The following is a 21,538-nucleotide window of genomic DNA, read 5'->3' as shown; positions in this document are numbered from 1 at the left end:
GAGGGGCCGGTCTCAGGCCGGCGTGTCCCCTCCGAGGAGTCCGAGGAAGGTTTGTCCTTCCTCGGACTCCGCCCATTTCGCGTGGCCGAGGAGCCAGTCGCGGTAGGCGATCTCGGCGTTCTTCTCGCTGCCGCCGGGGACGACCGAGAGGAAGTAGTCGATCTCTGAGAGCTCGTATTCGGCGTGGCAGAGCGGGAAGAGGTTCGGGAGTGCCGCGGACTCGGCGGCGCTGAGCGGTCGGACCCAGGTGTAGCCGCGCAGGAAGGACCGGAGTTCGCGCTGGGGAACGTTGGCGGGTCCGCCGTCGCGCAGGCCGACCCAGTCCACGGCGAAGCGTTCGATCGCGATGGCCAGGTCGTAGGCGGCGGCGGTGCGGTCGGAGAGGCCGAAGTCGAGGACCGCGGTGACGGACAGGTCGTCGCGGTCGGCGGACCAGAGCAGGTTCGTGCCGTGCCAGTCGTTGTGGGTCCAGAGCGGACTGAGGTCGCGGCTCAGGCGTCGGTGGAAGGGGAGTAGGAACCGCTCGATGTCGGAGCGCCAGTCGCGGGCGGCCAGGAAGTCGGCGAGGTGTGGGCGCTCGTCGGCGATCTGCTCGATGGCCGCGATCGGGTCTGCCGAGCCGAAGAGCGAGAAGCCGGATTTCAGGGGGCGCCAGGGGCGGGGTGGGGCTGAATAGCCCTCGGCGGCGATGTGGAGGCGGCCGAGCATTGCTCCGGCGGGAGCGGCGTGGGAACTCGGGGAGTAGGGGGACCAGGAGAAGGTGCTCTGATACAGGTCCTCGCCGATCCCGAGTTCCTGGACTTCATAGACGAAGTCGCCGCGGACTCCGGCGGTCCAGGCGGCGGGGACCGGGATGCCGCGCTCGCGGACATGGTCCATGAAGCCGTGTTCCTCGGCCAGCGCCTCCGGGGTGCGCAGGGCCGAGGGCAGCCGCTTCACGATCAGCCGCCGGCCGTCGGGCAGGCGGATGCGCGCGGTCGTCGACAGCGGACGCGGGCTGCGCCACTCGATCCCGGCGATCTCCTCGCCGAGCACCGCCTCGATTTCCTCCGCGGCCAGGCTCGGCCAGTCGCGCCGCACGATCGATTCCGCCCCCATGCCGAAGACGAAGTCGTCGTCGCTCACGCAGAGCCCTCGGCCTGCGCCGGGATCGAGACTCCCGGGGCGCGCCGCCGGTCCAGCGCCACGATCGCACCGGTGACCAGCGCCGCCACCGCGAACGAGTACAGCGAGGCCGAGGCCCACCAGCCCGGGTGCACGTGGACCCAGTCCTGGACGTGCATCCAGCCGTGCGCCCACCAGTCCACCGAGCCCGGGTTCAGCACCTGGTAGACCACGAAGCCCAGGGCCCACGGCAGCAGCATCGCGGGCCGCGCCGGGGAGCGCTCGGACAGGTCCCAGCGGCCCTGGCGGCCGCGGCCCAGGAAGTAGTCGACGCCGACCACCGCGGCCAGCGGCACGAAGACCGAGCCGATCAGCCCGAGGAAGTTCGCGAAGCCGCCGAGGTCGTGGACGAACAGTGCGATCACCGTGACCAGCACGCCGACCCCGCCGGCCAGGATCCGGCGGTCGACGCGGGGCAGCAGGTTCTGGATCGACATCGCGGTGGAGTACACGTTCGCGAAGGACTGGTCCGACTCGCGCAGCACCAGCACCAGGAAGAAGAGCCAGCCGGCGGTCACGCCGAGCATGGTGTGGAAGACGTCGGCGTTCGGGGCCTGCAAGAGCGCCACGATGCCGATCGCGTAGCACCAGAACTGCGTGATGCTGTAGCCCAGCACCGCCGCGCCGCCGGCCTGGCGGGAGCTGCGCGCGTGCCGCATGTAGTCGGCGGCCATCGGCAGGAAGGACACCGACAGCGCGAGCGCGGCGTCGACGGCCGGGAAGAAGCCGCTCCAGGACGTGCCGCTCTGGTGCGGGATCGGGTTCCGCAGCAGCTGGACCGTGAAGTAGAGCATGGCGACGGCGACCGCGCCGGTCACGTACTTGCGCAGCACGCGCAGCACCGCCAGCGGCCAGATCGCCATCGACGTGCACAACGCCCCGGCCGCGACCACCACCAGCGGCCGCGGGACCTTGCCGGTCATGGCGTCCACGCCCTGCACGATGACGGTGATCTCGTACACCCCCCAGCCGATCAGCTGGAAGATGTTCGCCAGGCTCGGCAGCCAGGACAGCTTGGTGCCGAACAGCCCGCGCAGCACCGTCATCGCCGGGGCGCCGGTGCGGGTGCCGACCACGCCGGCCAGCGCGGTCATCACCATGCCGGCCACGGTGCCCAGCGCGAGCGCCAGCAGCGAGGCCGGGACCGGCAGCGGCGAGTAGCCGGTGGGGACCAGCACGACCGCGGCCGAGGAGAACCCGATCAGGCTGACGCCCAGGTTCGCCCAGAACGCGGACTGGTCGCTGAAGGAGAGGGTGCGCGGGGCCTCGGTGGTGAGGCGGAGCGGGGCCTCTGCGGAGGGCGCGGCCTCGGCCGGCGTGGTGGTGGTCGTCATGGCGTGCTCCATGGTACGGGGCGCGCGCACCGCTGTTCGAAGGGCGATCAGCGGCGATGGCGCCGCGGACCGGCGACGTAGGCTGGGGCTGTGCCGCCGACGATCGCCTCCCTGCTCGCCGACCGACCTCTGGGCCTGCGACTGCTCACCTCCGAGGGCCCGGCCGGGGACACCGCGCGCGAGGTGCGGTGGGTGCACACCACGGAACTGAACGACCCGGCGCCGTTCCTGGAGGGCGGCGAGCTGCTCCTGACCACCGGGCTGCGCCTGGCCGACCCGGGATTCGACCTGGAGGCCTTCCTGTCGGGGCTGGTGCGCGCCGGGGTCGCGGGCCTGGGGTTCGGCGTCGGGCTGAACAACGCCTCGGTGCCGGAGCGGTTCGTCGCCGCGGCCTCGGCGCACGGCCTCCCGGTGCTGGAGGTGCCCAAGGCCACGCCGTTCATCGCGATCGCGAAGTCCGTGTCGAAGGCGCTGGCCGCCGAGGAGTACCGCGCCATCACCGAGGGGTACCGGACGCAGCAGGACCTGGTGAAGTCGGCGCTCGCGCACGAGCCGCAGCGCTCCCTGGTGCGCTCTCTGGTGCGCGGCCTCGGGCCCGGCGCGTGGGCGGTGCTGGCCGGGGCCGACGGCTCGGTGCTGCACAGCGCGGGCCCGGTGCCCCACCTGGACCTGGCGCCGGAGCTGGCCCGGCTGCGCGGCCGGACGCTGCCCAGCAGCTCGTCGATCCTCACCGAATCAGGGCACGTCGAGGTGCACGCGCTCGGGGCCGGCAAGCGCGTGATGGGTTTCTTGGCCGTCGGGGTGCTGGGCCGTACGAGCAGCCCGGACATCACCGGCCGCCAGATCCTGGCCGTCGCGCTCACGCTGCTCACGCTCGGGGTCGAGCAGCCCACCAAGGACGTCACCGTCGCCGAGCTGACGCTGCGCCGCGCGGTGGTCCGGCTGCTGCTGGCCGGGTACGTGGACGCGGCGTACGAGGCCGCGGGGGAGCTGCGGGTGCCGCTGCCGGCCGAGCCGGTGCGGGTCGCGCGGGACTCGGTCCGCGACGAGGCGGTCTCGGACCGGGTGTTCGTGCTCGAAGAGGACAACGAGCGGGTGCTGGTCGCCTCCGCCGACTACGAGGGCTTCACCGGCGGCGTCTCGGACGCGGTCGGCTACGTGGACTTCGGACGTGCCTACCGGCAGGCCGGCGAGGCGTTGGCGACGGCGCGCAAGAGCGGCCGGCCCGCCGTGTACTTCGCCGAGTCCGGCTCGGGGCTCGCGACGCTGTTCGCGGACCAGGGCGTCCGGGACTTCGCGGCCGGTGTGCTGCGGCCGCTGGTCGAGGCGGACCGCTCGGAACTGGTGCCGACGCTGCGCGCCTGGCTGGCGCACAACGGCCAGTGGGACTCGGCGGCCGCGGAGCTCGGGGTGCACCGGCACACCGTGCGTGCGCGGATCGCGCGGGCCGGTGAGCTGCTGGGCAAGGACCTGACGGCCGCCGATTCGGCGGACGCGCGCATGGAGCTGTGGTTCGCGCTGCGGGTGCGCGAGGGGCAGTAGCCGGCCGTTCGCGGGGCATTGAGGCCGAAATGCAGTCGCGTCGCAGTTCTCGAAGTGGTTAAGTCGAGAGATGGGTGCCCAGCTTGTCGCGCTGTGTATAGACGCGCACGATCCGCTCTTGCTCGCCCGGTTTTGGTCCGGCCTTCTTGGCTGGGAACGAGCGGAGGATCAGGGCGACGGTGTCGCCCTCGTCCCCGCCGACGACACCGGCTTCCGGATCAGGTTCCTGCCGTCGGAGGCGCAGAAGGTCCGGCAGAACCAGATGCACTTCGATCTGACCAGCGCTTCTCCCGAGGCCCAGAAGGAGACCGTGGCCCGCGCGCTCGAACTCGGCGGCCGGTACCACGACGTCGGGCAGGGCCCGGAAGCGACGCACGTCGTGCTCGCCGATCCCGAGGGCAACGAGTTCTGCGTCATCGCGGCGGGCAACGTGTTCCTCGCCGAGTGCGGGTTCATCGGGGCGCTGGCGAGCGACGGTTCGCAGGAGGTCGGGTATTTCTGGGGCCGGGCCCTGGACTGGCCGCTGGTCTGGGACCAGGACCAGGAGACGGCGATCCGCTCGCCGCACGGCGGCCCGAAGATCACCTGGGGCGGTCCGCCCGTCACGCCGAAGAACGGCAGGAACCGGCTGCGCTTCGACCTCGCCGTCGCCGAGAGTTCGCAGCAGACGGAGACCGACCGGCTGGTCTCGCTCGGCGCCACCTGGGTCGGTGTCGGACCGGGCAGCGGCGAGGTGCTGATGCTGGATCCCGACGGCAACGAGTTCAGCCTGTGGCCGGCCGCGCGGTGACCCCGCCGGGGCTCTCGGCGACGTGCGCGGCCGGCGTGTCGAGGGCTGGAGGCCCTGTCTCGCACCTGCTTGAGCGCCAGTCACGGCCGGTCCGGCCGCATTCTGGCCCGAACGGCGTAGCCGCCGCCGTCGACTGGCCATCGCGTACACCGGCGGAACCGGCCGCCCGCGCCTACTGTGAGTGCCATGACTGAGCAGGCAACGCCGTTCTGGATCGCGGGTAAGCAGGTCACGGGGACCGACAGCTACGAGGTGCGCTCGCCGTACGACGGCCGCCTGGTGGCCACCGTCTCGGTGCCCACCGAGGAGCAGGTCGAGCAGGCGGTGGCGGCGGCCGCCGAGGCGGCCAAGGAGACCGCCGACCAGCCCGCTTATCGCCGGGCGGCGGCGCTGGACCACGTCTCCCGGCGCATCGCCGAGCGCGCCGACGAGATCGCCGCGCTCATCACCGCCGAGAACGGCAAGCCGCTGAAGTGGGCCAAGGCCGAGGTCGGCCGCGCCGTCTCGGTCTTCCGCTGGGCCGCCGAGGAGGCGCGCCGCTTCAACGGCGAGCTGCAGCGCCTGGACACCGACGCCAACGCCGCCGGCCGCACCGCCATCACTCGCCGCTTCCCGCGCGGGCCGGTGCTGGGCATCGCGCCGTTCAACTTCCCGCTGAACCTGGTGGCGCACAAGGTCGCCCCGGCGATCGCGGTCGGCGCGCCGATCCTGCTGAAGCCGGCGCCGGCCACCCCGCTCAGCGCTCTGCTGCTCGGCGAGCTGCTGGCCGAGACCGACCTGCCGGCCGGCTCCTGGTCGGTGCTGCCGGTGCCGAACGACCGGATGGCCGGGCTCACCACCGACCCGCGGCTGCCGGTGGTCAGCTTCACCGGCTCCGGCCCGGTCGGCTCGATGATCCAGGCCGAGGTGCCGCACAAGCACGTCACGCTGGAGCTCGGCGGCAACGCCGCGGCCGTGGTGATGGCCGACTACTCCTCGGAGAAGGACCTGGACTGGGCCGCGCAGCGGATCGCCGCGTTCGCCAACTACCAGGCCGGCCAGTCCTGCATCTCGGTGCAGCGCGTGTTCGCCGACCGCGCGGTCTACGAGCGGCTGGTGGACAAGGTGGTCGCGGCCGTCGAGGCGCAGAAGACCGGCGACCCGGCCGACGGCGCGACCGACGTCGGCCCGATGATCAGCACCGCCGCCGCCGAGCGCGTCGAGGCCTGGGTCGAGGAGGCTGTCGGGGCCGGCGCCACGCTGCTCACCGGTGGCGGCCGCGACGGCGCCAGCTACGAGCCGACCGTCATCGCCGGCGCCCCGGCGAATTCCAAGGTGGTGACCGAGGAGGTCTTCGGCCCGGTCCTGGTGCTGCACGCGTTCAGCGGCGCGGACGAGGCGGTGCGCCTGGTCAACGACTCGCAGTTCGGCCTGCAGGCCGGCGTGTTCACCAACGACCTGCACACCGCGTTCCGGATGCACCGCGATCTGGAGGTCGGCGGGGTCATCATCGGCGACGCCCCGAGTTTCCGTGCGGACCAGATGCCGTACGGTGGGGTGAAGGGGTCCGGCGTGGGCCGCGAAGGCGTCAAGTACGCCATGGAGGACTACACATATGAGCGCGTACTGGTGTTGACCGGGATCGACCTGTAGCGACCCCGGTCCGCAGACCAGAACGTGCTCGCCCCTGACTCGACTCCCTCACCGGGTCAGGGGCGCTTCCCTTTCCGGAAGTCCTGATCGAATGTCTTGCCGGATCTCCTGCGTCAGACTCCGGCGGCGTCGGCGTCCGCCTTCACACCCTCGCGGAACGACGGGTACTGCGGCTGCCAGCCCAGCTGGTCCTTGGCCTTGGCGTTGCTGACGATCCAGCGGCCGGTGATGAAGGCGTTCAGGTAGGGCATCGGCTTCGTCAACCAGGCCGGGACGACGCGTGGGGTCTTCGTCCCGAAGTCCTTCGCGATCTCCATGGCCACGTCCGCGAACGGCGCCGGGGTGTCGTCGACGATGTTGTAGGCCTCGCCGCCCTTGCCGCGTTCCACGGCTGCCACGGTCGCTCCCGCCGCGTCGGTGAGGTGGACGAAGCCGTTGGTGCCGGCCTTGACCAGCGGCAGCTTGCCGGCCTTGAGGACGTCCACGTAGGCGTTCGTCGCGGGGCCGCCGTAGAACAGGCCGTAGCGCAGCGCGACGCCGTCGATGCCGGGCTCGGAGAAGGCGATCTGCTCGTTGCGCAGCATCGCCTCGCCGTGCCGGGCGAACGCCTTGCGGGGCGAGGGCCCGAAGAACGCGTCCTCGGTCAGCGGGGTCGCGCCCTGGTCCCCGTAGCCGTAGCCGAAGATCATCGACTGGGTCAGGAAGCGCGTGGCGCCGGTCGCCTCGGCCGCCGCCATCAGGTTCTCGGTGCCGACGGTGCGCAGGACGTTGGTGACATCCATGTCCTTGTTGCGCATCGGCGGCTTCTTCAGCGCGGTCAGCTGGCTGATGACCGCGTCGAAGCGCCGGCCGCTCACCGCGGCGAGCAGTCGGTCGCGGTCCAGGACGTCGGCGACGACAGCGCCGGCGCCCATGCCCTCGATCACGCGGACGCCGTCGGGGGTGCGGGTGATGCCGACCACCTCGTGGTCGGCGTCGATCAGGGCCGGGGTGAGGACGCGGCCGAAGACGCCGCTGGCACCGGCGAGCAGGATACGCATCGTGAGCTCCTTGGGATCGGCTCGGCGGCTGTCTTGGCGCCGCTCTCGACCGCAAGGACGGGCCCGCTCCCGGATCTGTGACACGGGTCGGTGTGACCCGCGCCACAGGGCGTACCGCGGGCTCAGTCCGCGTTGTCCTCCAACGCTCGGACCCCGCTGAGCTTGTCCGGGTTGGCCATGGCGAAGACCGTGCGGATCCGGCCGTCCTCGTCCAGATCCAGCGCGTAGACGTAGAGGATCTTGTCGTCGGCGAACGCGATGAGCGCCGGGTCGCCGTTGACCGCGGTCGGGGCGATCTCGATGCGGATGTCCATGCCGTCCTCGATGTACTTCGCGTACTTCTGGACGATGCCCAGCAGGAACCGGGACACGTGGTCCAGCCCGACCACGGGACGCGTCGCCGCGGTGACCACGCCGCCGCCGTCGGAGATGACCGTGACGTCTGGCGAGAGCAGCTCCAGCAGCGGCGCGACGTCGCCGCCGGTGCAGGCCGCGAGGAAGCGCTCGGCGATGCTCTGCCGCTTGACGTCGTCCAGCGGGTAGCGCGGACGCTTGTCGTGCACGTGGTTGCGGGCCCGGACCAGCAGCTGGCGCACCGCGGCCTCGGTGCGGTCCAGCATCGCCGCGATCTCGGCGAAGCTGTAGTCGAAGGCCTCGCGCAGCACGAAGACGGCGCGCTCCAGCGGCGACAGCGTCTCCATCACCAGCAGCATGGCCAGCGAGACGGTGTCGTCCAGGACCACGCGGTCGGCGGCGTCCGGGGCGGTGTCGGCGCCGTCCCGGGTCAGCACCGGCTCCGGGAGCCACGGGCCGACGTAGGACTCTTTGCGGGTCTGGGCCTTGCGGAGCTGGTCGATGGCCAGCCGGGTGGTGACGGTGACCAGGAAGGCCCGCGGGTCCTCGACCGAGGCGTAGTCGGCGGCGCTCCAGCGCAGCCAGGCGTCCTGGACCACGTCCTCGGCGTCGCTCCAGCGGCCGAGGACGCGGTAGGCGACCGAGGTCAGCAGCCTGCGGTGGTCGTTGAAGACGTGCGCGGCCCTGGTGTCGTCCCCGGTGGGGAGGTCCTGATCCACGCCGACCAGCGTATTACCGCTGTGGGCATGGACGCTTGGCGCCCTCTGACCTACCGTGCGGCCATGGTGGCTCAAGGGAAGATCGTGATGGTGACCGGCGGTGCGAGCGGGATCGGCCGGGCGACCGCGGAGATGTTCGCGGCGCGGGGCGCGGCGGCGGTCGTGGTCGTGGACCGGACCGACACCGGAGAGTATTCGGGGCCGGAGACGGTCGAGCTGATCCGCAAGGCCGGCGGCACGGCGTTGTTCGTGCGCGCGGATGTGGTCGTGGAGGCGGAGGTCGAGGCGGCTGTCGCCGCGGCGCTCGCCGAGTACGGACGACTGGACGCGGCGGTGAACTGCGCCGGCGTCGCCGGGACCGGGGCGAAGATCGCGGACACTGCGCTGGAGGACTGGAACCGGGTTCTCGGCGTCAACCTCACCGGGGTGTTCCTCTCGCTGAAGCACGAGATCCGCGCGATGCTGCCGAACAAGGCCGGGACGATCGTGAACATCGCCTCGGCGGCGGGGCTGGTGGCGGTGCCCTACCTGTCGCCGTACTGCTCGTCGAAGCACGGGGTGCTCGGGCTCACGAAGACCGCGGCGCGCGAGTACCGGAACGCCGGGCTGCGGATCAACGCGATCTGCCCCGGGGTCGTCGACACCCCGATGATCCGCACGTCGGCCGAGGAGCGGCCGGCGGTGAACATGCAGGCCCGGGAGAACACCGGGGGATTCATGGGGCAGCCGGAGCAGATCGCCGAGGCGGCGGTGTGGCTGTGCTCCGACGAGGCGTCGTTCGTCAACGGGGAGTCGATGGTCGTGGACGGCGGCACCATCACAAGGTGAGTAGCGTGAGGGCATGCGTATCGATCTCCATGCCCACACCACGGCGTCCGACGGGACGTACGAACCGGCCGAACTGGTCGCGATGGCCGAGGCGGCCGGCCTGAACGTGGTCGCGATCACCGACCACGACGGCACGGCCGGCTGGTCCGAGGCGCGTCGGGCGCTGCGCTACGGCGTCGAGGCCGGGGTCTGGTCGCACATCCAGACCGTGGTGCCCGGCGTGGAGATCTCCTGCAAGATCCACGGGATCGGCCTGCACATGCTCGGGTACATGTTCGATCCCGAGCACCCGGACCTGGCCGCGGCGCTCGCCGAGATCCGCGACTCCCGGACGCACCGCGCCGAGGCGATGGTCGAGAAGGCACGGGAGCTGGGCGCGCCGATCACCTGGGAGCACGTGCAGGAGATCGCCGACGGCGGTGTGGTCGGCCGGCCGCACGTGGCCTCGGCGCTGGTCGAGGCCGGTGTGGTGGCCTCGGTCGACGCGGCGTTCACGCCGGACTGGCTCGGCGAGGGCGGCCGCGCGCGGGTGGAGAAGCTGGACATGGACCCGGTCCGCGCGATCGGTCTGGTCAAGGCGGCCGGCGGGGTGACGGTGATGGCGCATCCGATGGCCTGGCGCCGCGGTCCGGTGGTGTCCGAGGCGGACATCGCGGCGTTCGCCGAGGCCGGGATGGACGGTATCGAGATGAACCACGCGGACCACGGGCCCAAGGAGCGCGACCAGGTGCGCGCGCTGGCCAAGGAGCTGGGACTGCTGACCACGGGCTCGTCGGACTGGCACGGGTCGCGCAAGCCGAACATCCGGCTCGGCGACGAGACCACGGATCCGGCCGTGTACGAGGAGCTCGTGGCGCGGTCGAGCGGGACCCGGCCGTTCTGACACCGCGTTCTGGCAGGGCGTTCTGATACCGCGTTCCGCGTTCGCGGTCTGATTCGGCCTCAGTCGTTCCGAGCCCAGAAACCGGCCAGCAGCCGGGCGGTGGCGGCGGGATTCTCGGCGGCGGGGGAGTGCGCGGCGTCCTCGATCAGGACCAGGTCGGTCCCCAGGCGCGTGGCCGTCTCCTTCTGGAGCGGGACCGGCCACGCGTCGTCGCCGACGCCAGCCGCCACCAGCAGGGGCAGCCCGGCGGCGGCGAGCTCGGCGGTCCGGTCGGTGGCCGTCAGGATCGAGGTGCCCATGCCGGCCAGCATGCCGGTGTCGTTGTTCTCGAAGCGCCGCTGCAGGAAGGCGCGGACGTCCGGGTCCGGGTGCTGCGGGGCCCCTTCGGCGGCGGCCATCTTCTGCATCTCGGCCCAGATCTCGGCCGAGGTCATGAAGCCGGCGGCGGCCGCCAGGAGCTTGGCCTGCTCGGCGGAGCGGCCGGGGATCGCGGCGGGGCCGGAGTCCAGGAGGGCGAGGCTGCGGACGCGGTCGGGGTGCGCCAGGGCGTGTTCGCGGGCCACGAGGCCGCCGAAGGAGTGGCCCATGACGTGCAGCGAGGCGGTGTCGGCGCCGGCGAGCGCATCGACGACGTCGGCGAGGTCTGCGGCGAGCCGCGGGAGCGTGTACGCGTCCGGATCCTCAGGGCCCGCCGACTCGTTCTGGCCGCGCTGGTCGATCGCGACGGCTTCGTACCCGGCCTCCGCCAACGGCGCCAGGACCGCGATGAAGTCCTCCTTCGACCCGGTGTAGCCGGGCACCAGCACCGCGATTCCGTTCCGCGCCGTCCCGGCCGGCGGGGTGGCGCGGAGCGCGGCGAGCGGTCCGCCCGCGGTCGGCAGCTGGACCGCGACGGTGTGGGGCGGCAGGTCGACGAAGGGCGGCGTGCTCATGGGGATGAGCGTAGTTGACCACTCAAGAACGTGGCCGAACGGCCCGGCGGCTTCAGGGTTTCACGACGCGGTACCGCAGGTGCGTCGCGGCTCCGGGGACATCGACGGGCCGTAAGAAGCCGAAGGCCCGAGCCTCGTGAGAGGTCTCGGGCCGTCGGCGGGTGCGATCAGTTGGTGCGATCAGTTGGCGCGACTACGAGTTGTAGTTGCCGGTCACGGCGACGCCGGTGGCGGTCAGGCCCTCGGCGTCGGCCAGCGCGCGGCGGGTGCGCTTCGGCTTGACGGCGTCGCCCGCGCCCGCCTCGACGGCGTCGGCGACCACGACGGTCGACCGGCTGCGAGAACGCGTGCGCTTCGGCTCGGCGGTCTCCTCGGCGGTCGGCTCAGCGGTCTTCGATCGGCTGCGGCTCGACTGCTTCGGGAGGGTGACCTCGGCGGCGGGCTCGACGGTGTCGGTGGCCGCCTCGGCGGTCTCCGGCTTCCGGCTCCGCGTGCGGGTCCGCTTCGGCTTCTCGGCCTCGTCGGTCCCGGCCTCGGCGACGACCTCGGCGCTCGCCTCGGCGGCGGCCGCCCCGGTGACCGCGGCGGCCACAGCGGCCTCGGCAGCCTCGGTGGCGATGCCGTCCGGCCCGGCCGTCTCAGCGGCCTTCGACCGGCTCCGCGTCCGCGTGCGCTTCGGCGTGTCCGTCTCGTCGCCGGCGACCTCGGCGGCCGCCACGACGGCGTCGGTGACGACGTCCGTCTCAGCGGTCTCGGTCGCCGTGGTCTCGAGCTTCGCTCCGCCCCGGCTGCGGGTCCGCGTGCGGCTCCGCTTCGGCTTGTCGGCGCCCGAGGTCTCGTCCAGCACGTCGGCTGCCGCGTCGGAGCCGGACAGCGCCTCCTCGGCGCCGTTCAGCTCGTCGGCGGAGCGACGGCCGCCCCGGGTGCGCACCCGCTCGCGCTTCGCGCGGGACGGGCGCTCGGTGCGCTCGGCGCGCTCGGTGCGGGCCGCGCCGCCGCGGGCCCGGACGCCGGCGCCGCGGCCGGTCTCGCCCAGGTCCTCGACCTCCTCGGCGGCCAGGCCGGCGCGGGTCTGCTCGGACTTGAGCAGCCGGCCCTTGGAGTCGGCCGGGATGCTCAGCTCCTCGAAGAACCAGTCCGAGGTGGAGTAGGTCTCGCGGGGCTCGTGGTGGTCCAGGCCGAGGGTCTTGTTGATGAGGTTCCAGCGCGGGACCTCGTCCCAGTCCACGAAGGTGACCGCGGTGCCGGAGGCGCCGGCGCGGGCGGTGCGGCCGATGCGGTGCAGGTAGGTCTTGTCGTCCTCGGGGCACTGGAAGTTCACCACGTGGGTGACGCCCTCGACGTCGATGCCGCGGGCCGCCACGTCGGTGGCCACCAGGACGTCGACCTTGCCGTTGCGGAAGGCGCGCAGCGCCTGCTCGCGGGCGCCCTGGCCGAGGTCGCCGTGGACCGCCGCGGCGGCGAAGCCGCGGTCGTCGAGCTCCTCGGCGACCTTGGCGGCGGTGCGCTTGGTGCGGCAGAACACCATGGTCAGACCGCGGCCCTCGGCCTGCAGCATGCGGGCCAGCATCTCGGTCTTGTCCAGGGCGTGGGCCCGGTAGACGCGCTGGGTGACGTTGAGGACGGTGCTGCCGGTGTCGTGCGGGTCGGCCGCGCGGATGTGCGTCGGACGGCTCATGTACTGCCGGGCCAGCGCGATGACCTGGCCGGGCATCGTCGCGGAGAACAGCAGGGTCTGGCGGTCGTCCGGGACGTGGGTGACGATCCGCTCGACGTCGGGCAGGAAGCCCAGGTCCAGCATCTCGTCGGCCTCGTCCAGCACCAGCATGCGCACCCCGGACAGGTCCAGGTGCCCCTGCTTGGCCAGGTCGAGCAGCCGGCCGGGGGTGCCGACGACCACGTCGACGCCGGCCGACAGCGCGGCGATCTGCGGCTCGTAGGCGCGTCCGCCGTAGACGGACTGCACGCGGGCGGCCATGACCTTGCCGGCCGCCGCGAGGTCCTCGGTGACCTGGACGGCGAGCTCGCGGGTCGGCACCACGATCAGGCCGAGCGGACGGCCCGGAACGCCGGTCGGCGCGGGGCCGCCGGCGGGCTTGCGGCCCCGGCCGCGCGGACGGCGTCCGCCGCGCGCGGCGCTGGCGCCGGTCGCGGCGGCGTCGGCGGTGTCGGTCGTGAGGGAGTCGGTGGCGGCGGCGGTGGCGTCGGCCGTGGTGGCGGCGCCCTCGTCCAGGGTGCCGGCGGCGGCGGTCTCGGCGGCCACCGCGGCGGCGGCGATCTCGCGCACCATCCGCTGCAGGACCGGGATGCCGAACGCCAGCGTCTTGCCGGTGCCGGTCTTCGCCTGGCCGATCACGTCGGCGCCGGTGAGCGCGACGGGGATGGTCGCGGCCTGGATCGGGAACGGGGTGATGATGCCGCCGGCCGACAGGGCCTCGGCGATCCGCTCGTCCACGCCCAGGTCGCGGAAGGTCTTCTCGATCGGCTCGGGGACCTCGGGGGTCTCGGCCGGCTCGGCCGTCTCGGCGTTCGGCGTCTCGGCCGTCTGCGCCTCGAGGGCTTCGGGAGTCTCGGGTGTGGTCCCGGCCGTGCCGGTACCGTCTTCGATGTCGTTCGTGTCTTCGATGTCGTTCGTGACAGCGCTGATGATGTATGCCTCTTCTGTTGAGCGGCACTGCGCGAGGGGCTAGCACGGTGCTATGTGTGCTGCTTGCGTACGTGCTCGCGTCGACTCCGTCGATCAAGACATCTGGAGGAGCGAGCGGCCTCGCGGCTCGGAGGGATCCTCTGTGGATCCGGTTGCCGCAGTGGGTCGGAGCCGATCGGGCCACCGACCGGGCATCCTGCTAGTCACGCACAGTGTACCCGACGGGAAACACCTGAATAAACTGCCCCTATGACTTCTCCGGCGTCAGCCATGTCCTATGAGATAGCTGTCATTGACTTTCTGGGGCTGGTCGCTTACGGGGAGCTCACGGCGTTCGAGCGCCTGGCCGCCGACTCCGGCCTGGCCCCCACGCTGGACGGAAAGGCGCAGGTCGCGGGCATGGCGGCGGCCGAGTTCGACCACTTCCGGCGGGTCCGGGACCGGCTGGCCGAGCTCGGCGCGGACCCGAACGAGGCGATGCAGCCGTTCGCCGCCCCGGTGGACGCCTTCCACGAGCACACCAAGCCCTCGGGCTGGCTGGAGTCGCTGGTCAAGGCCTACATCGGCGACACGCTCACGGCGGACTTCTACCGCGAGGCGGCGCGCTACCTGGACCCGGAGTCGCGGGCCGTGGTCGAGGGCGTGCTGGAGGACCTGGGGCACAGCGCGTTCGTGGTGGAACACGTGCGCGCGGCCATCGAGGAGGACCCGAAGATCTCCGGGCGGCTGGCGCTGTGGGGCCGCCGGATCATGGGGGAGGCGCTGACCCAGGCGCAGCACATCGCGGCGCGGCGGGCGGCGCTGGCGGCCCTGCTGGCCGGGGTGCTGGCCGCGCCGGACTGCGCCACGACCGTGGACCTGGCCGAGGTGGGGAAGATGCTGACCCGGCTCACCGAGGCGCACGGCGCGCGGATGGCGACGCTCGGCCTCAGTGCGTGAGCGGTGCGGTACGGGGGGTTAACACCTAACGCGGCTGGGTCAGTACGCGGGTCGGTCAGGACTCCTCGCCCCGGGTCCGCTGCCAGCTCGTGATCGCCATCACCAGCAGCGCGGCCAGAGCGGCGCCGAGCATGGTGGCGACGAAGGTGTGCCCGTCGCCGAGGATCGCGTGGATGATCGAGCCGCCGCCGACGGCCCCGACCACCCCGACCACGGTGGTCATCCACGTCGCCATCGGGGTGCCGTGCTTGACGACGGCGCGGCCCAGGGCACCGATACCGAGCCCCAGGGCCGCCAGCCACAGTAGAGCGAAAAAGGACATGCGCCTCTTCTACCCCACCGAAAACTCCCGAATCGGGTCAGATCGCCCCGAAGCCGACACGGCGGCCGGTCGGCTCGCCGAGCTCGACGTAGGCGATCTTGTCCCCGGGGACCAGGACCTTGCGGTCCTTGTCGTCGGTGAGGGTCAGCACGCCACCGTCCTTCAGCGCGGCGGCCACGGCGGCCTCCACCTCTTCGGACGACTGGTTGGACTCCAGGTTCAGCTCACGGGCTGTGTTCTGGATGCCGATCTTGATTTCCACGAAGGCTTCCTTAAGTGCTCGAGTGCTCGTAGCGGCACGCCGGCGACTGCGACATCGTCGCCGACGGTCCTAGCGTGCCAGCTATCTAGACAGAATCCTTGCGCGGGAAGTTCCCGATGCCGCGCCACGCCAGCTGCGACACGATCCGTGCCGCGGCGTCGCGGGGGATCTGGCCGCCCTCGGTGGACAGCCAGTACCGGGCGGTGACGTGCGCGATCCCGGTCAGACCGACAGCCAGCAGCATCGACTCCTCGTCGGACAGGCCGGTGTCGGTGGCGATGACGTCGCGGATCGCCTCGGCGCACTCCTGGGTGACCCGGTGGGTGCGCTCGCGGACCGCCGCCTCGTTGTTCAGGTCGGACTCGAAGACCAGGCGGAAGGCGCCGCTCTCGTGCTCGACGTAGTCGAAGTAGGCGCCGATGGTGGCGGCCACCCGCAGCTTGTTGTCGCTGGTGGAGGCCAGGGCCCCGCGCACCTGCGAGACCAGGGCGTCGCAGTGCTTGTCCAGCAGCGCCAGGTAGAGCTCGAGCTTGCCCGGGAAGTGCTGGTAGAGCACCGGCTTGCTGACGCCGGCGCGCTCGGCGATGTCGTCCATCGCGGCGGCGTGGTAGCCCTGCGCGACGAACACCTCCTCGGCCGCACCCAGGAGCTGGTTGCGGCGGGCACTCCGAGGCAGCCTGGCAGACCGTTGCCGGGACGTGCCGGTGTCCGCGTAGGCGGCGTCGGTAGTGGTCATGGTCAGCAGTCTACGCGCGAGTAGGTTGTTTCCACCCGGTCGGTCCATGGATGGTGCGTGCGGGGTCCGCAGACGGTCCGAGCACCGTTCGCCGCCGATCCGCCGCCGATCCGCCAAGCCGCGGCCAGGCGCGTCGATCGCAGGTGGGCGCCGCCGGACACCGTCGGCCGGCGGTCTCGCGAAGTGGACGGCGGGTCCGGGAATCGAGTGGGGCGTGCGACGGTTGTCGCTTAATGCCGCGGATTACCCCCAGGCGCTTCGAAGACTTCTCTGGGAGATGTTGTGAGCAACCTACCCCCGCTGGTCGAGCCGGCCGCGGACCTGAGCGTGGAAGAGGTGCGCCGCTACTCGCGCCACCTGATCATCCCCGACGTGGGCATGGCGGGCCAGAAGCGGCTGAAGAACGCCAAGGTGCTGTGCGTCGGCGCCGGGGGCCTGGGCTCCCCGACACTGCTGTATCTGGCCGCGGCCGGCGTGGGCACGCTGGGCATCGTCGAGTTCGACGTCGTCGACGAGTCCAACCTGCAGCGCCAGGTCATCCACGGCCAGAGCGACATCGGCCGCTCCAAGGCCGAGTCCGCCCGCGACTCGATCAAGGAGATCAACCCCCTGGTGCAGGTCAACCTGCACGAGGAGCGCCTGGACTCGACGAACGTGATGGAGCTGTTCGCGCAGTATGACCTGATCGTCGACGGCACGGACAACTTCGCGACCCGCTACCTGGTCAACGACGCCTGCGTGCTGCTGAACAAGCCCTACGTCTGGGGCTCGATCTACCGCTTCGACGGCCAGGCCTCGGTCTTCTGGTCCGAGTACGGCCCCTGCTACCGCTGCCTGTACCCCGAGCCCCCGCCGCCGGGCATGGTCCCCAGCTGCGCCGAGGGCGGCGTCCTGGGCGTGCTGTGCGCCTCGATCGGCTCCATCCAGGTCACCGAGGCCATCAAGCTCCTCACCGGCATCGGCGAACCGCTGGTCGGCCGCCTGATGATCTACGACGCCCTGGAGATGACCTACCGCCAGGTCAAGGTCCGCAAGGACCCGGACTGCGCGATCTGCGGCGAGCACCCGACCGTCACCGAGCTGATCGACTACGAGGCCTTCTGCGGCGCCATCTCCGAGGAGGCGGCCGACGCGGCGAAGGACTCGACCATCACCGTCACCCAGCTGAAGGAGTGGCTGGACACCGACGAGAAGATCCAGCTCATCGACGTCCGCGAGCCGAACGAGTACGAGATCGTCAACATCCCCGGCGCCACCCTGATCCCCAAGGGTGAGTTCCTGATGGGCACCGCCCTGGAGAAGCTGGACCCGACGAAGCGCATCGTCCTGCACTGCAAGAGCGGCGTCCGCTCCGCCGAGGCCCTGGCCGTGGTGCACGCGGCGGGCTACAAGGACGCGGTGCACGTCGGCGGCGGCGTCCTGGCCTGGGTGAACCAGATCGAGCCGGAGAAGCCTTCGTACTGATCGGCTTCGCACTGGTTTTTCGCTCGTTTGAGTGGAGTCGACCGTCGCCTCACGCTTGGGGCGGCGGTCGACGTGTTTGTTGGTCAATACGCTGATCGGCGTGGTGCTGACCGCTTATGTGGATGAGAGCATGCGTCGCCGGCGAGGCGAAGGAGCGTGCTTCTATGTGCTCGCCGCGGTGCTGGTCGATGACAGTGACCTCGATGACGTACGGGCCGTGCTGCGGGGCCTGCGGTACGGCAAGTCGAGGGAGCTCCATTGGCGCGACGAGCGGCCCGAACGGCGTCCTTTGATCGCGGAGGCGGTCGCCGGACTGCCGGTCGCTGCCGTGGTGGCTGTCTGTATTCACGGCCCCAGCGTGCCGAGTGAGCGAGCTCGCCGACTGTCGCTCGGCAGGTTGTTGCACGAGCTGAGTGTCGAAGGCGTGAACCAGGCCGTGTTTGATTCGCGTCGCGATCAGGATCGCTCTGAACTTCGGCTGATTCAGAACTGGCGGCGCTTCGGCCGACCCGGATGCGATGTCCGGACCGACTTCTTCGTGAGTGCCTCCGAGCCAGCGCTGTGGGCTGCTGATTGCGCCGCTGGCGCCGTTGCCTGGTGGCTGAACGGGGATGCGGTCGGTTGGCAGCACCTGGAAGCCGTGACCCGCGTCGTTGATGTCGACCCCTGAAAAGCGCAAAGCCGGGCACCCGATTCCATCGGTAGCTCCCGGCTTCACTTCCGCACCTTTCGTAGATGCGGCACCCTACTGCTCGCTAGTATGCCCCGATCCGTCCCCGTCTCTCAACCCGAATCCCACGATCGGGTGACCCCTACAACTCCCCGCGCCTCGTCATGTAGTTGTAGGCGATCCACCCCGGCAGCACCGGCAGCCAGAACGTCATCAGCCGGAAGAGCAGCACCGCCGTCGTCGCCAGCCCGGTGTCCAGGCGGCCGAAGGTCGTCAGCGCGCCGATCAGCGCGGCCTCGACGCCGCCGACGCCGCCGGGGGTCGGGACGATGGAGCCCGCCGCCTGGGCTGTCAGGAAGACCACCGCCACCACCGCGAAGTTGATTTTCGCTGCGCGGTCGTCGGTCGCCGAGGCCTGGATGGAGGCCCAGAGGGCGAAGATGTAGAGCAGGGACAGCAGGACGGTGCCGCCGAGGCCGGCGGCGAGTTTGATCGGGTTCTGCGCCACGTCCATCATGCGCGGGATGATGCCGGCTACCAGGGGGCGGAGGCGGTTCACCGCGAAGCGGCGGAGTTGGGGGATCGTCGCGATCAGGAGGACCAGGAGGGCCAGGGCCAGGATGATGGCGATCAGGGTGGCGCTGGAGGCGTGGGAGCCGCCGCCGCTGTTGTCGCCGGAGCTGCCGGCGATGACGCCGAAGATCAGGATCAGCAGGAGGTGCTGGACCAGGCCCATGATCTGCTGGGCGCCGACCGCTGTCACCGCCGCGCGGGTCGGGATGCCGGTGCGTTGCAGGTAGCGGGTGTTCACCGCCACGCCGCCGACCGCCGCCGGGGCCACCAGGGTCACGAACGAGGCCGCCACCTGTGACAGCACCGTGCGGTGCCAGCGCAGGTTCTCCGGGACGAAGCCGTCCAGGGCCATCGCCGCCGCGACGTACGTTCCCGCCGAGGCCAGTGCCACCGCGCCGGTCCACCACCAGTTCACCGCGCTGAGGCTGGACCAGGAGTAGTTCGAGGCCAGCAGCAGGTAGGCCGCGAAGGCCAGGCCGACCACCGAGAAAAGCGTGCGGGGCCCGAAGCGTTCCAGCTTCACCGGCTCCGGCTCCACCGAGGGGTGCAGGGCCTGGACCGCCTCCTGGATGTTGCTCAGCAGGCCCTTCGACTTCTTCAGTGCGGCGCGGGTGTTGCGGGTCAGGATCACCGGCTGGAGCATCGGCAGCGCCGCTGCGATGTCGTCCTCGCCGAGCCTGGTCACGCCTGCCGCGACGCTGCGCTCGTAGCCGAAGTACAGGCTGGTCACGGTCAGCATCTCGGCGGTGTCCAGGCGGCGCGACAGCGTGCCGGCCGCGACCTCGCCCAGGCGCAGGTCGGTCAGCCAGGGCCGGCCGTCCTCGTCGATCAGGAACGCGTGCGCCGACAGCCGCCGGTGCGCCAGCTGGTGCTCGTGCAGTTCGGCGAGCATGCTCCAGAGCTGGCTGAGCAGGTCGTCGGTGAGTTCCTCGGCGGTCAGCTGCTCCAGAGTGCGGCCCGGGACCAGCTGGTAGGCCAGCAGGCCGGTGTCCGGGCCCAGGTCGCGGACGGCCAGCAGGCGCGGGGTGCTGATGTCGGCGGCGGTGACCGCGTACGACATCAGCGCCTCCTGCTCCAGCATCCGGCGCAGGCTCAGCAGGTTGCGGCGCTGCGCCGGGCCGCGCAGCCGGGCCCGGCGGTAGAGCCGGTACACCAGGCCCGCGGCCTGCTGGTCGCGGTCCAGGACGATGGCGTCGACGTCGCCGCGGTCCACGGTGGCCACGACGTACCGCCGCACGTCCTCGGTGTCCGGGACCCGGCGGCACGACAGCGGGTCCAGCCCGGCCTGCGACAGCGAGTGGTGCACCGCCTCGCCGGTCGGCCGGTCGTTGATCACCCCGCGGACCCAGCGCCAGCCGAAGGCCACCAGCCGGCCCAGCAGGACGGTCTCGGCCAGGCTGATGATCGTCGCGTCGCCCTGGATCAGGGTGACCACGCCGTAGGCGATCAGCGCGATCCAGGTCGCGGTCTGGAAGTTGTGCCGGTTGGAGAACCCGATGATCGTCAGATAGGCCACGACGGTCGTCAGGTAGATGTGGAACGCCGCGGTGTCCCCGGCGGCGTTGGTCGGCAGCGTCAGCGCGTCCCGGATGGTCTTCGGCATGTGCGGCGAGGCGACCAGTGCGTTCAGCCCGACCGCGCCCAGGTAGGCCATCGCCGCGGCCAGCACCGAGTCCACCACGCGCCGCGAGTCGCGCTGGTACAGCCGGTCGATCGCCAGCACGATGGGAACCACCGCGAGGAGCATCGACGTCACTGCAAGTACGAGGCCCAGTGGAAGCTTCTGGTCCGCGGACAGCTTGGAGATGTCCGACTCCGCGCCTCGGGTGGTGCCGCCGGCGACCATCCCGATGCCCAGGAACAGGAGCATGAAGACGAAGCTGGCCGCCGCGCGGAGCAGATCGGCCGGGCGGCGTATGCGGCGCGGCTCCGGCGGCTCGTCGATGACCGGCACGGACGTCGGCCGGCCGGGTGTCGGCGCGCGGGTGGGGCGCGCGGCCGGGCTGTCGTCGGATCCGGACTTCCGGGGCGTACCAGGACCTCCCGACCCGGCGGCGGGCAGGCTGACGGCAGGCGTGGCAGCCTCGACCGGACCCGGTCGGGTCGGTGAGGTGGTGCCGGGCTCCCCTGCCACTGTCCACCTGTTTTCTGCTCTTGTTGTCGTCGTGGTGCGCCGTGTCGGACACAAGGACGATAGTCCCTGGCGCCCCGCGAGTGCGGCGACTGTGGTTGATCGTCCCACGAGGGGGTTCCCCGGGGCGCGGCGGATTACCTCGACAGGAGTGATGGAAGTGAGCAAACCACCCGAACTGCCTCCGTACGTGGACCGCGTGTTCGAAGTGGTGGACCGGATCCCGCCGGGCCGCGTGATGGCCTACGGCGACGTCGCCGACTGGCTCGGCGAGGGCGGCCCGCGCCAGGTCGGCACCGCGATGGCCAAGTACGGCGGCGGTTCCCCCTGGTGGCGCGTGGTGCGCAGCGACGGCGGCTTCCTGCCCGGGCACGAGCGCGAGGCGCTGGCCAACTACCGCGAGGAGGGCACGCCGCTGAAGCCGGACGGCAGCCGGATCGACATGGTCCGGGCCCGCTGGTCGCCGGGGGAGGACGGGACGCCGGGGCGCGGGTCGATGGACGAGGTGCCGAAGGACTTCGCGGGGGAGTAGGGGCGATACGCGCCCGGCCTCAGTTCTCGTCGCCGGGCGCGGCG

The 21,538-nt window shown here is 71.6% G+C and carries 19 protein-coding genes; 9 read left to right on the top strand and 10 right to left on the bottom strand.

Features of this window, described 5'->3' with window-relative positions:
* Positions 1 to 12: 12 nt before the first annotated feature.
* Both ABH920_RS04655 and ABH920_RS04650 read right to left on the bottom strand, forming a co-directional pair.
* On the bottom strand, positions 13 to 1,125 hold the full coding sequence (locus ABH920_RS04655) for a phosphotransferase enzyme family protein (RefSeq protein WP_370347140.1): 1,113 nt from the start codon (positions 1,123 to 1,125) through the stop codon (positions 13 to 15).
* Positions 1,122 to 2,498, bottom strand: a complete 1,377-nt coding sequence (locus tag ABH920_RS04650; RefSeq protein ID WP_370347138.1) for a cytosine permease — start codon at positions 2,496 to 2,498, stop codon at positions 1,122 to 1,124. The genes ABH920_RS04655 and ABH920_RS04650 overlap by 4 nt, the downstream gene beginning before the upstream one ends.
* Before the next feature lie 90 nt (positions 2,499 to 2,588).
* On the opposite strand from ABH920_RS04650, the gene ABH920_RS04645 reads away from it, so the two are divergent.
* From ABH920_RS04645 to ABH920_RS04635, 3 genes are all read left to right on the top strand, one after another.
* Positions 2,589 to 4,040: a PucR family transcriptional regulator gene (locus tag ABH920_RS04645; protein WP_370347136.1), complete on the top strand. Its 1,452-nt coding sequence runs from the start codon at positions 2,589 to 2,591 to the stop codon at positions 4,038 to 4,040.
* Between the two features lie 70 nt (positions 4,041 to 4,110).
* Complete coding sequence (locus tag ABH920_RS04640; protein WP_370347134.1) at positions 4,111 to 4,830, top strand: VOC family protein; 720 nt, start codon at positions 4,111 to 4,113, stop codon at positions 4,828 to 4,830.
* Between the two features lie 186 nt (positions 4,831 to 5,016).
* On the top strand, positions 5,017 to 6,462 hold the full coding sequence (locus ABH920_RS04635; RefSeq protein WP_370347132.1) for an aldehyde dehydrogenase family protein: 1,446 nt from the start codon (positions 5,017 to 5,019) through the stop codon (positions 6,460 to 6,462).
* Between the two features lie 113 nt (positions 6,463 to 6,575).
* Here ABH920_RS04635 and ABH920_RS04630 read toward each other — a convergent pair whose 3' ends face one another.
* Positions 6,576 to 7,502 carry an NAD-dependent epimerase/dehydratase family protein gene (locus ABH920_RS04630; RefSeq protein WP_370347130.1) on the bottom strand — a complete coding sequence of 309 codons (927 nt, stop codon included), beginning with the start codon at positions 7,500 to 7,502 and terminating at the stop codon, positions 6,576 to 6,578.
* A 122-nt stretch (positions 7,503 to 7,624) separates the two neighbouring features.
* Complete coding sequence (gene sigJ / locus ABH920_RS04625) at positions 7,625 to 8,575, bottom strand: RNA polymerase sigma factor SigJ (protein WP_370347128.1); 951 nt, start codon at positions 8,573 to 8,575, stop codon at positions 7,625 to 7,627.
* A 63-nt stretch (positions 8,576 to 8,638) separates the two neighbouring features.
* Between sigJ and ABH920_RS04620 the strand changes: the two genes are divergently transcribed.
* The gene (locus ABH920_RS04620; RefSeq protein WP_370347126.1) at positions 8,639 to 9,403 is read left to right on the top strand and encodes an SDR family oxidoreductase; all 765 of its coding nucleotides are present in this window, start codon (positions 8,639 to 8,641) and stop codon (positions 9,401 to 9,403) included.
* Positions 9,404 to 9,416: 13 nt separating this feature from the next.
* Complete coding sequence (locus ABH920_RS04615) at positions 9,417 to 10,286, top strand: PHP domain-containing protein (RefSeq protein WP_370347124.1); 870 nt, start codon at positions 9,417 to 9,419, stop codon at positions 10,284 to 10,286.
* 59 nt (positions 10,287 to 10,345) lie between these two features.
* Here ABH920_RS04615 and ABH920_RS04610 read toward each other — a convergent pair whose 3' ends face one another.
* Both ABH920_RS04610 and ABH920_RS04605 read right to left on the bottom strand, forming a co-directional pair.
* Positions 10,346 to 11,218, bottom strand: coding sequence for an alpha/beta fold hydrolase (locus ABH920_RS04610; protein WP_370347121.1), 873 nt, complete (start codon positions 11,216 to 11,218; stop codon positions 10,346 to 10,348).
* 193 nt (positions 11,219 to 11,411) lie between these two features.
* Positions 11,412 to 13,673: a DEAD/DEAH box helicase gene (locus ABH920_RS04605; protein WP_370347119.1), complete on the bottom strand. Its 2,262-nt coding sequence runs from the start codon at positions 13,671 to 13,673 to the stop codon at positions 11,412 to 11,414.
* Positions 13,674 to 14,114: 441 nt separating this feature from the next.
* Here ABH920_RS04605 and ABH920_RS04600 point away from each other — a divergent pair, with 441 nt between their 5' ends.
* Complete coding sequence (locus tag ABH920_RS04600; protein ID WP_370347117.1) at positions 14,115 to 14,804, top strand: ferritin-like fold-containing protein; 690 nt, start codon at positions 14,115 to 14,117, stop codon at positions 14,802 to 14,804.
* A 55-nt stretch (positions 14,805 to 14,859) separates the two neighbouring features.
* On the opposite strand, the gene ABH920_RS04595 is transcribed toward ABH920_RS04600, so the two are convergent.
* The 3 genes from ABH920_RS04595 to ABH920_RS04585 form a co-directional block, all read right to left on the bottom strand.
* A complete protein-coding gene (locus ABH920_RS04595; RefSeq protein ID WP_370347115.1) occupies positions 14,860 to 15,126 on the bottom strand; it encodes a hypothetical protein in 267 nt (88 codons plus the stop codon).
* Between the two features lie 37 nt (positions 15,127 to 15,163).
* The gene (locus ABH920_RS04590) at positions 15,164 to 15,388 is read right to left on the bottom strand and encodes a DUF3107 domain-containing protein (protein ID WP_194906932.1); all 225 of its coding nucleotides are present in this window, start codon (positions 15,386 to 15,388) and stop codon (positions 15,164 to 15,166) included.
* Between the two features lie 85 nt (positions 15,389 to 15,473).
* A complete protein-coding gene (locus tag ABH920_RS04585; protein WP_370347112.1) occupies positions 15,474 to 16,124 on the bottom strand; it encodes a TetR/AcrR family transcriptional regulator in 651 nt (216 codons plus the stop codon).
* A gap of 282 nt (positions 16,125 to 16,406) precedes the next feature.
* Between ABH920_RS04585 and moeZ the strand changes: the two genes are divergently transcribed.
* Together moeZ and ABH920_RS04575 are read left to right on the top strand one after the other, a co-directional pair.
* Positions 16,407 to 17,588 carry an adenylyltransferase/sulfurtransferase MoeZ gene (gene moeZ, locus ABH920_RS04580; protein ID WP_370347110.1) on the top strand — a complete coding sequence of 394 codons (1,182 nt, stop codon included), beginning with the start codon at positions 16,407 to 16,409 and terminating at the stop codon, positions 17,586 to 17,588.
* Between the two features lie 100 nt (positions 17,589 to 17,688).
* A complete protein-coding gene (locus tag ABH920_RS04575; protein ID WP_370347108.1) occupies positions 17,689 to 18,258 on the top strand; it encodes a hypothetical protein in 570 nt (189 codons plus the stop codon).
* Positions 18,259 to 18,400: 142 nt separating this feature from the next.
* Here ABH920_RS04575 and ABH920_RS04570 read toward each other — a convergent pair whose 3' ends face one another.
* Entirely contained in the window at positions 18,401 to 20,965 is a 2,565-nt protein-coding gene (locus ABH920_RS04570; RefSeq protein WP_370347106.1) for a lysylphosphatidylglycerol synthase domain-containing protein, read from the bottom strand.
* 151 nt (positions 20,966 to 21,116) lie between these two features.
* On the opposite strand from ABH920_RS04570, the gene ABH920_RS04565 reads away from it, so the two are divergent.
* Positions 21,117 to 21,494, top strand: a complete 378-nt coding sequence (locus ABH920_RS04565; RefSeq protein WP_370347104.1) for an MGMT family protein — start codon at positions 21,117 to 21,119, stop codon at positions 21,492 to 21,494.
* Positions 21,495 to 21,538 lie beyond the last annotated feature (44 nt).

This window comes from Catenulispora sp. EB89 (assembly GCF_041261445.1).
Classification (GTDB): Bacteria; Actinomycetota; Actinomycetes; order Streptomycetales; family Catenulisporaceae; genus Catenulispora.
This window is presented reverse-complemented; position numbering and strand designations above follow the sequence as displayed.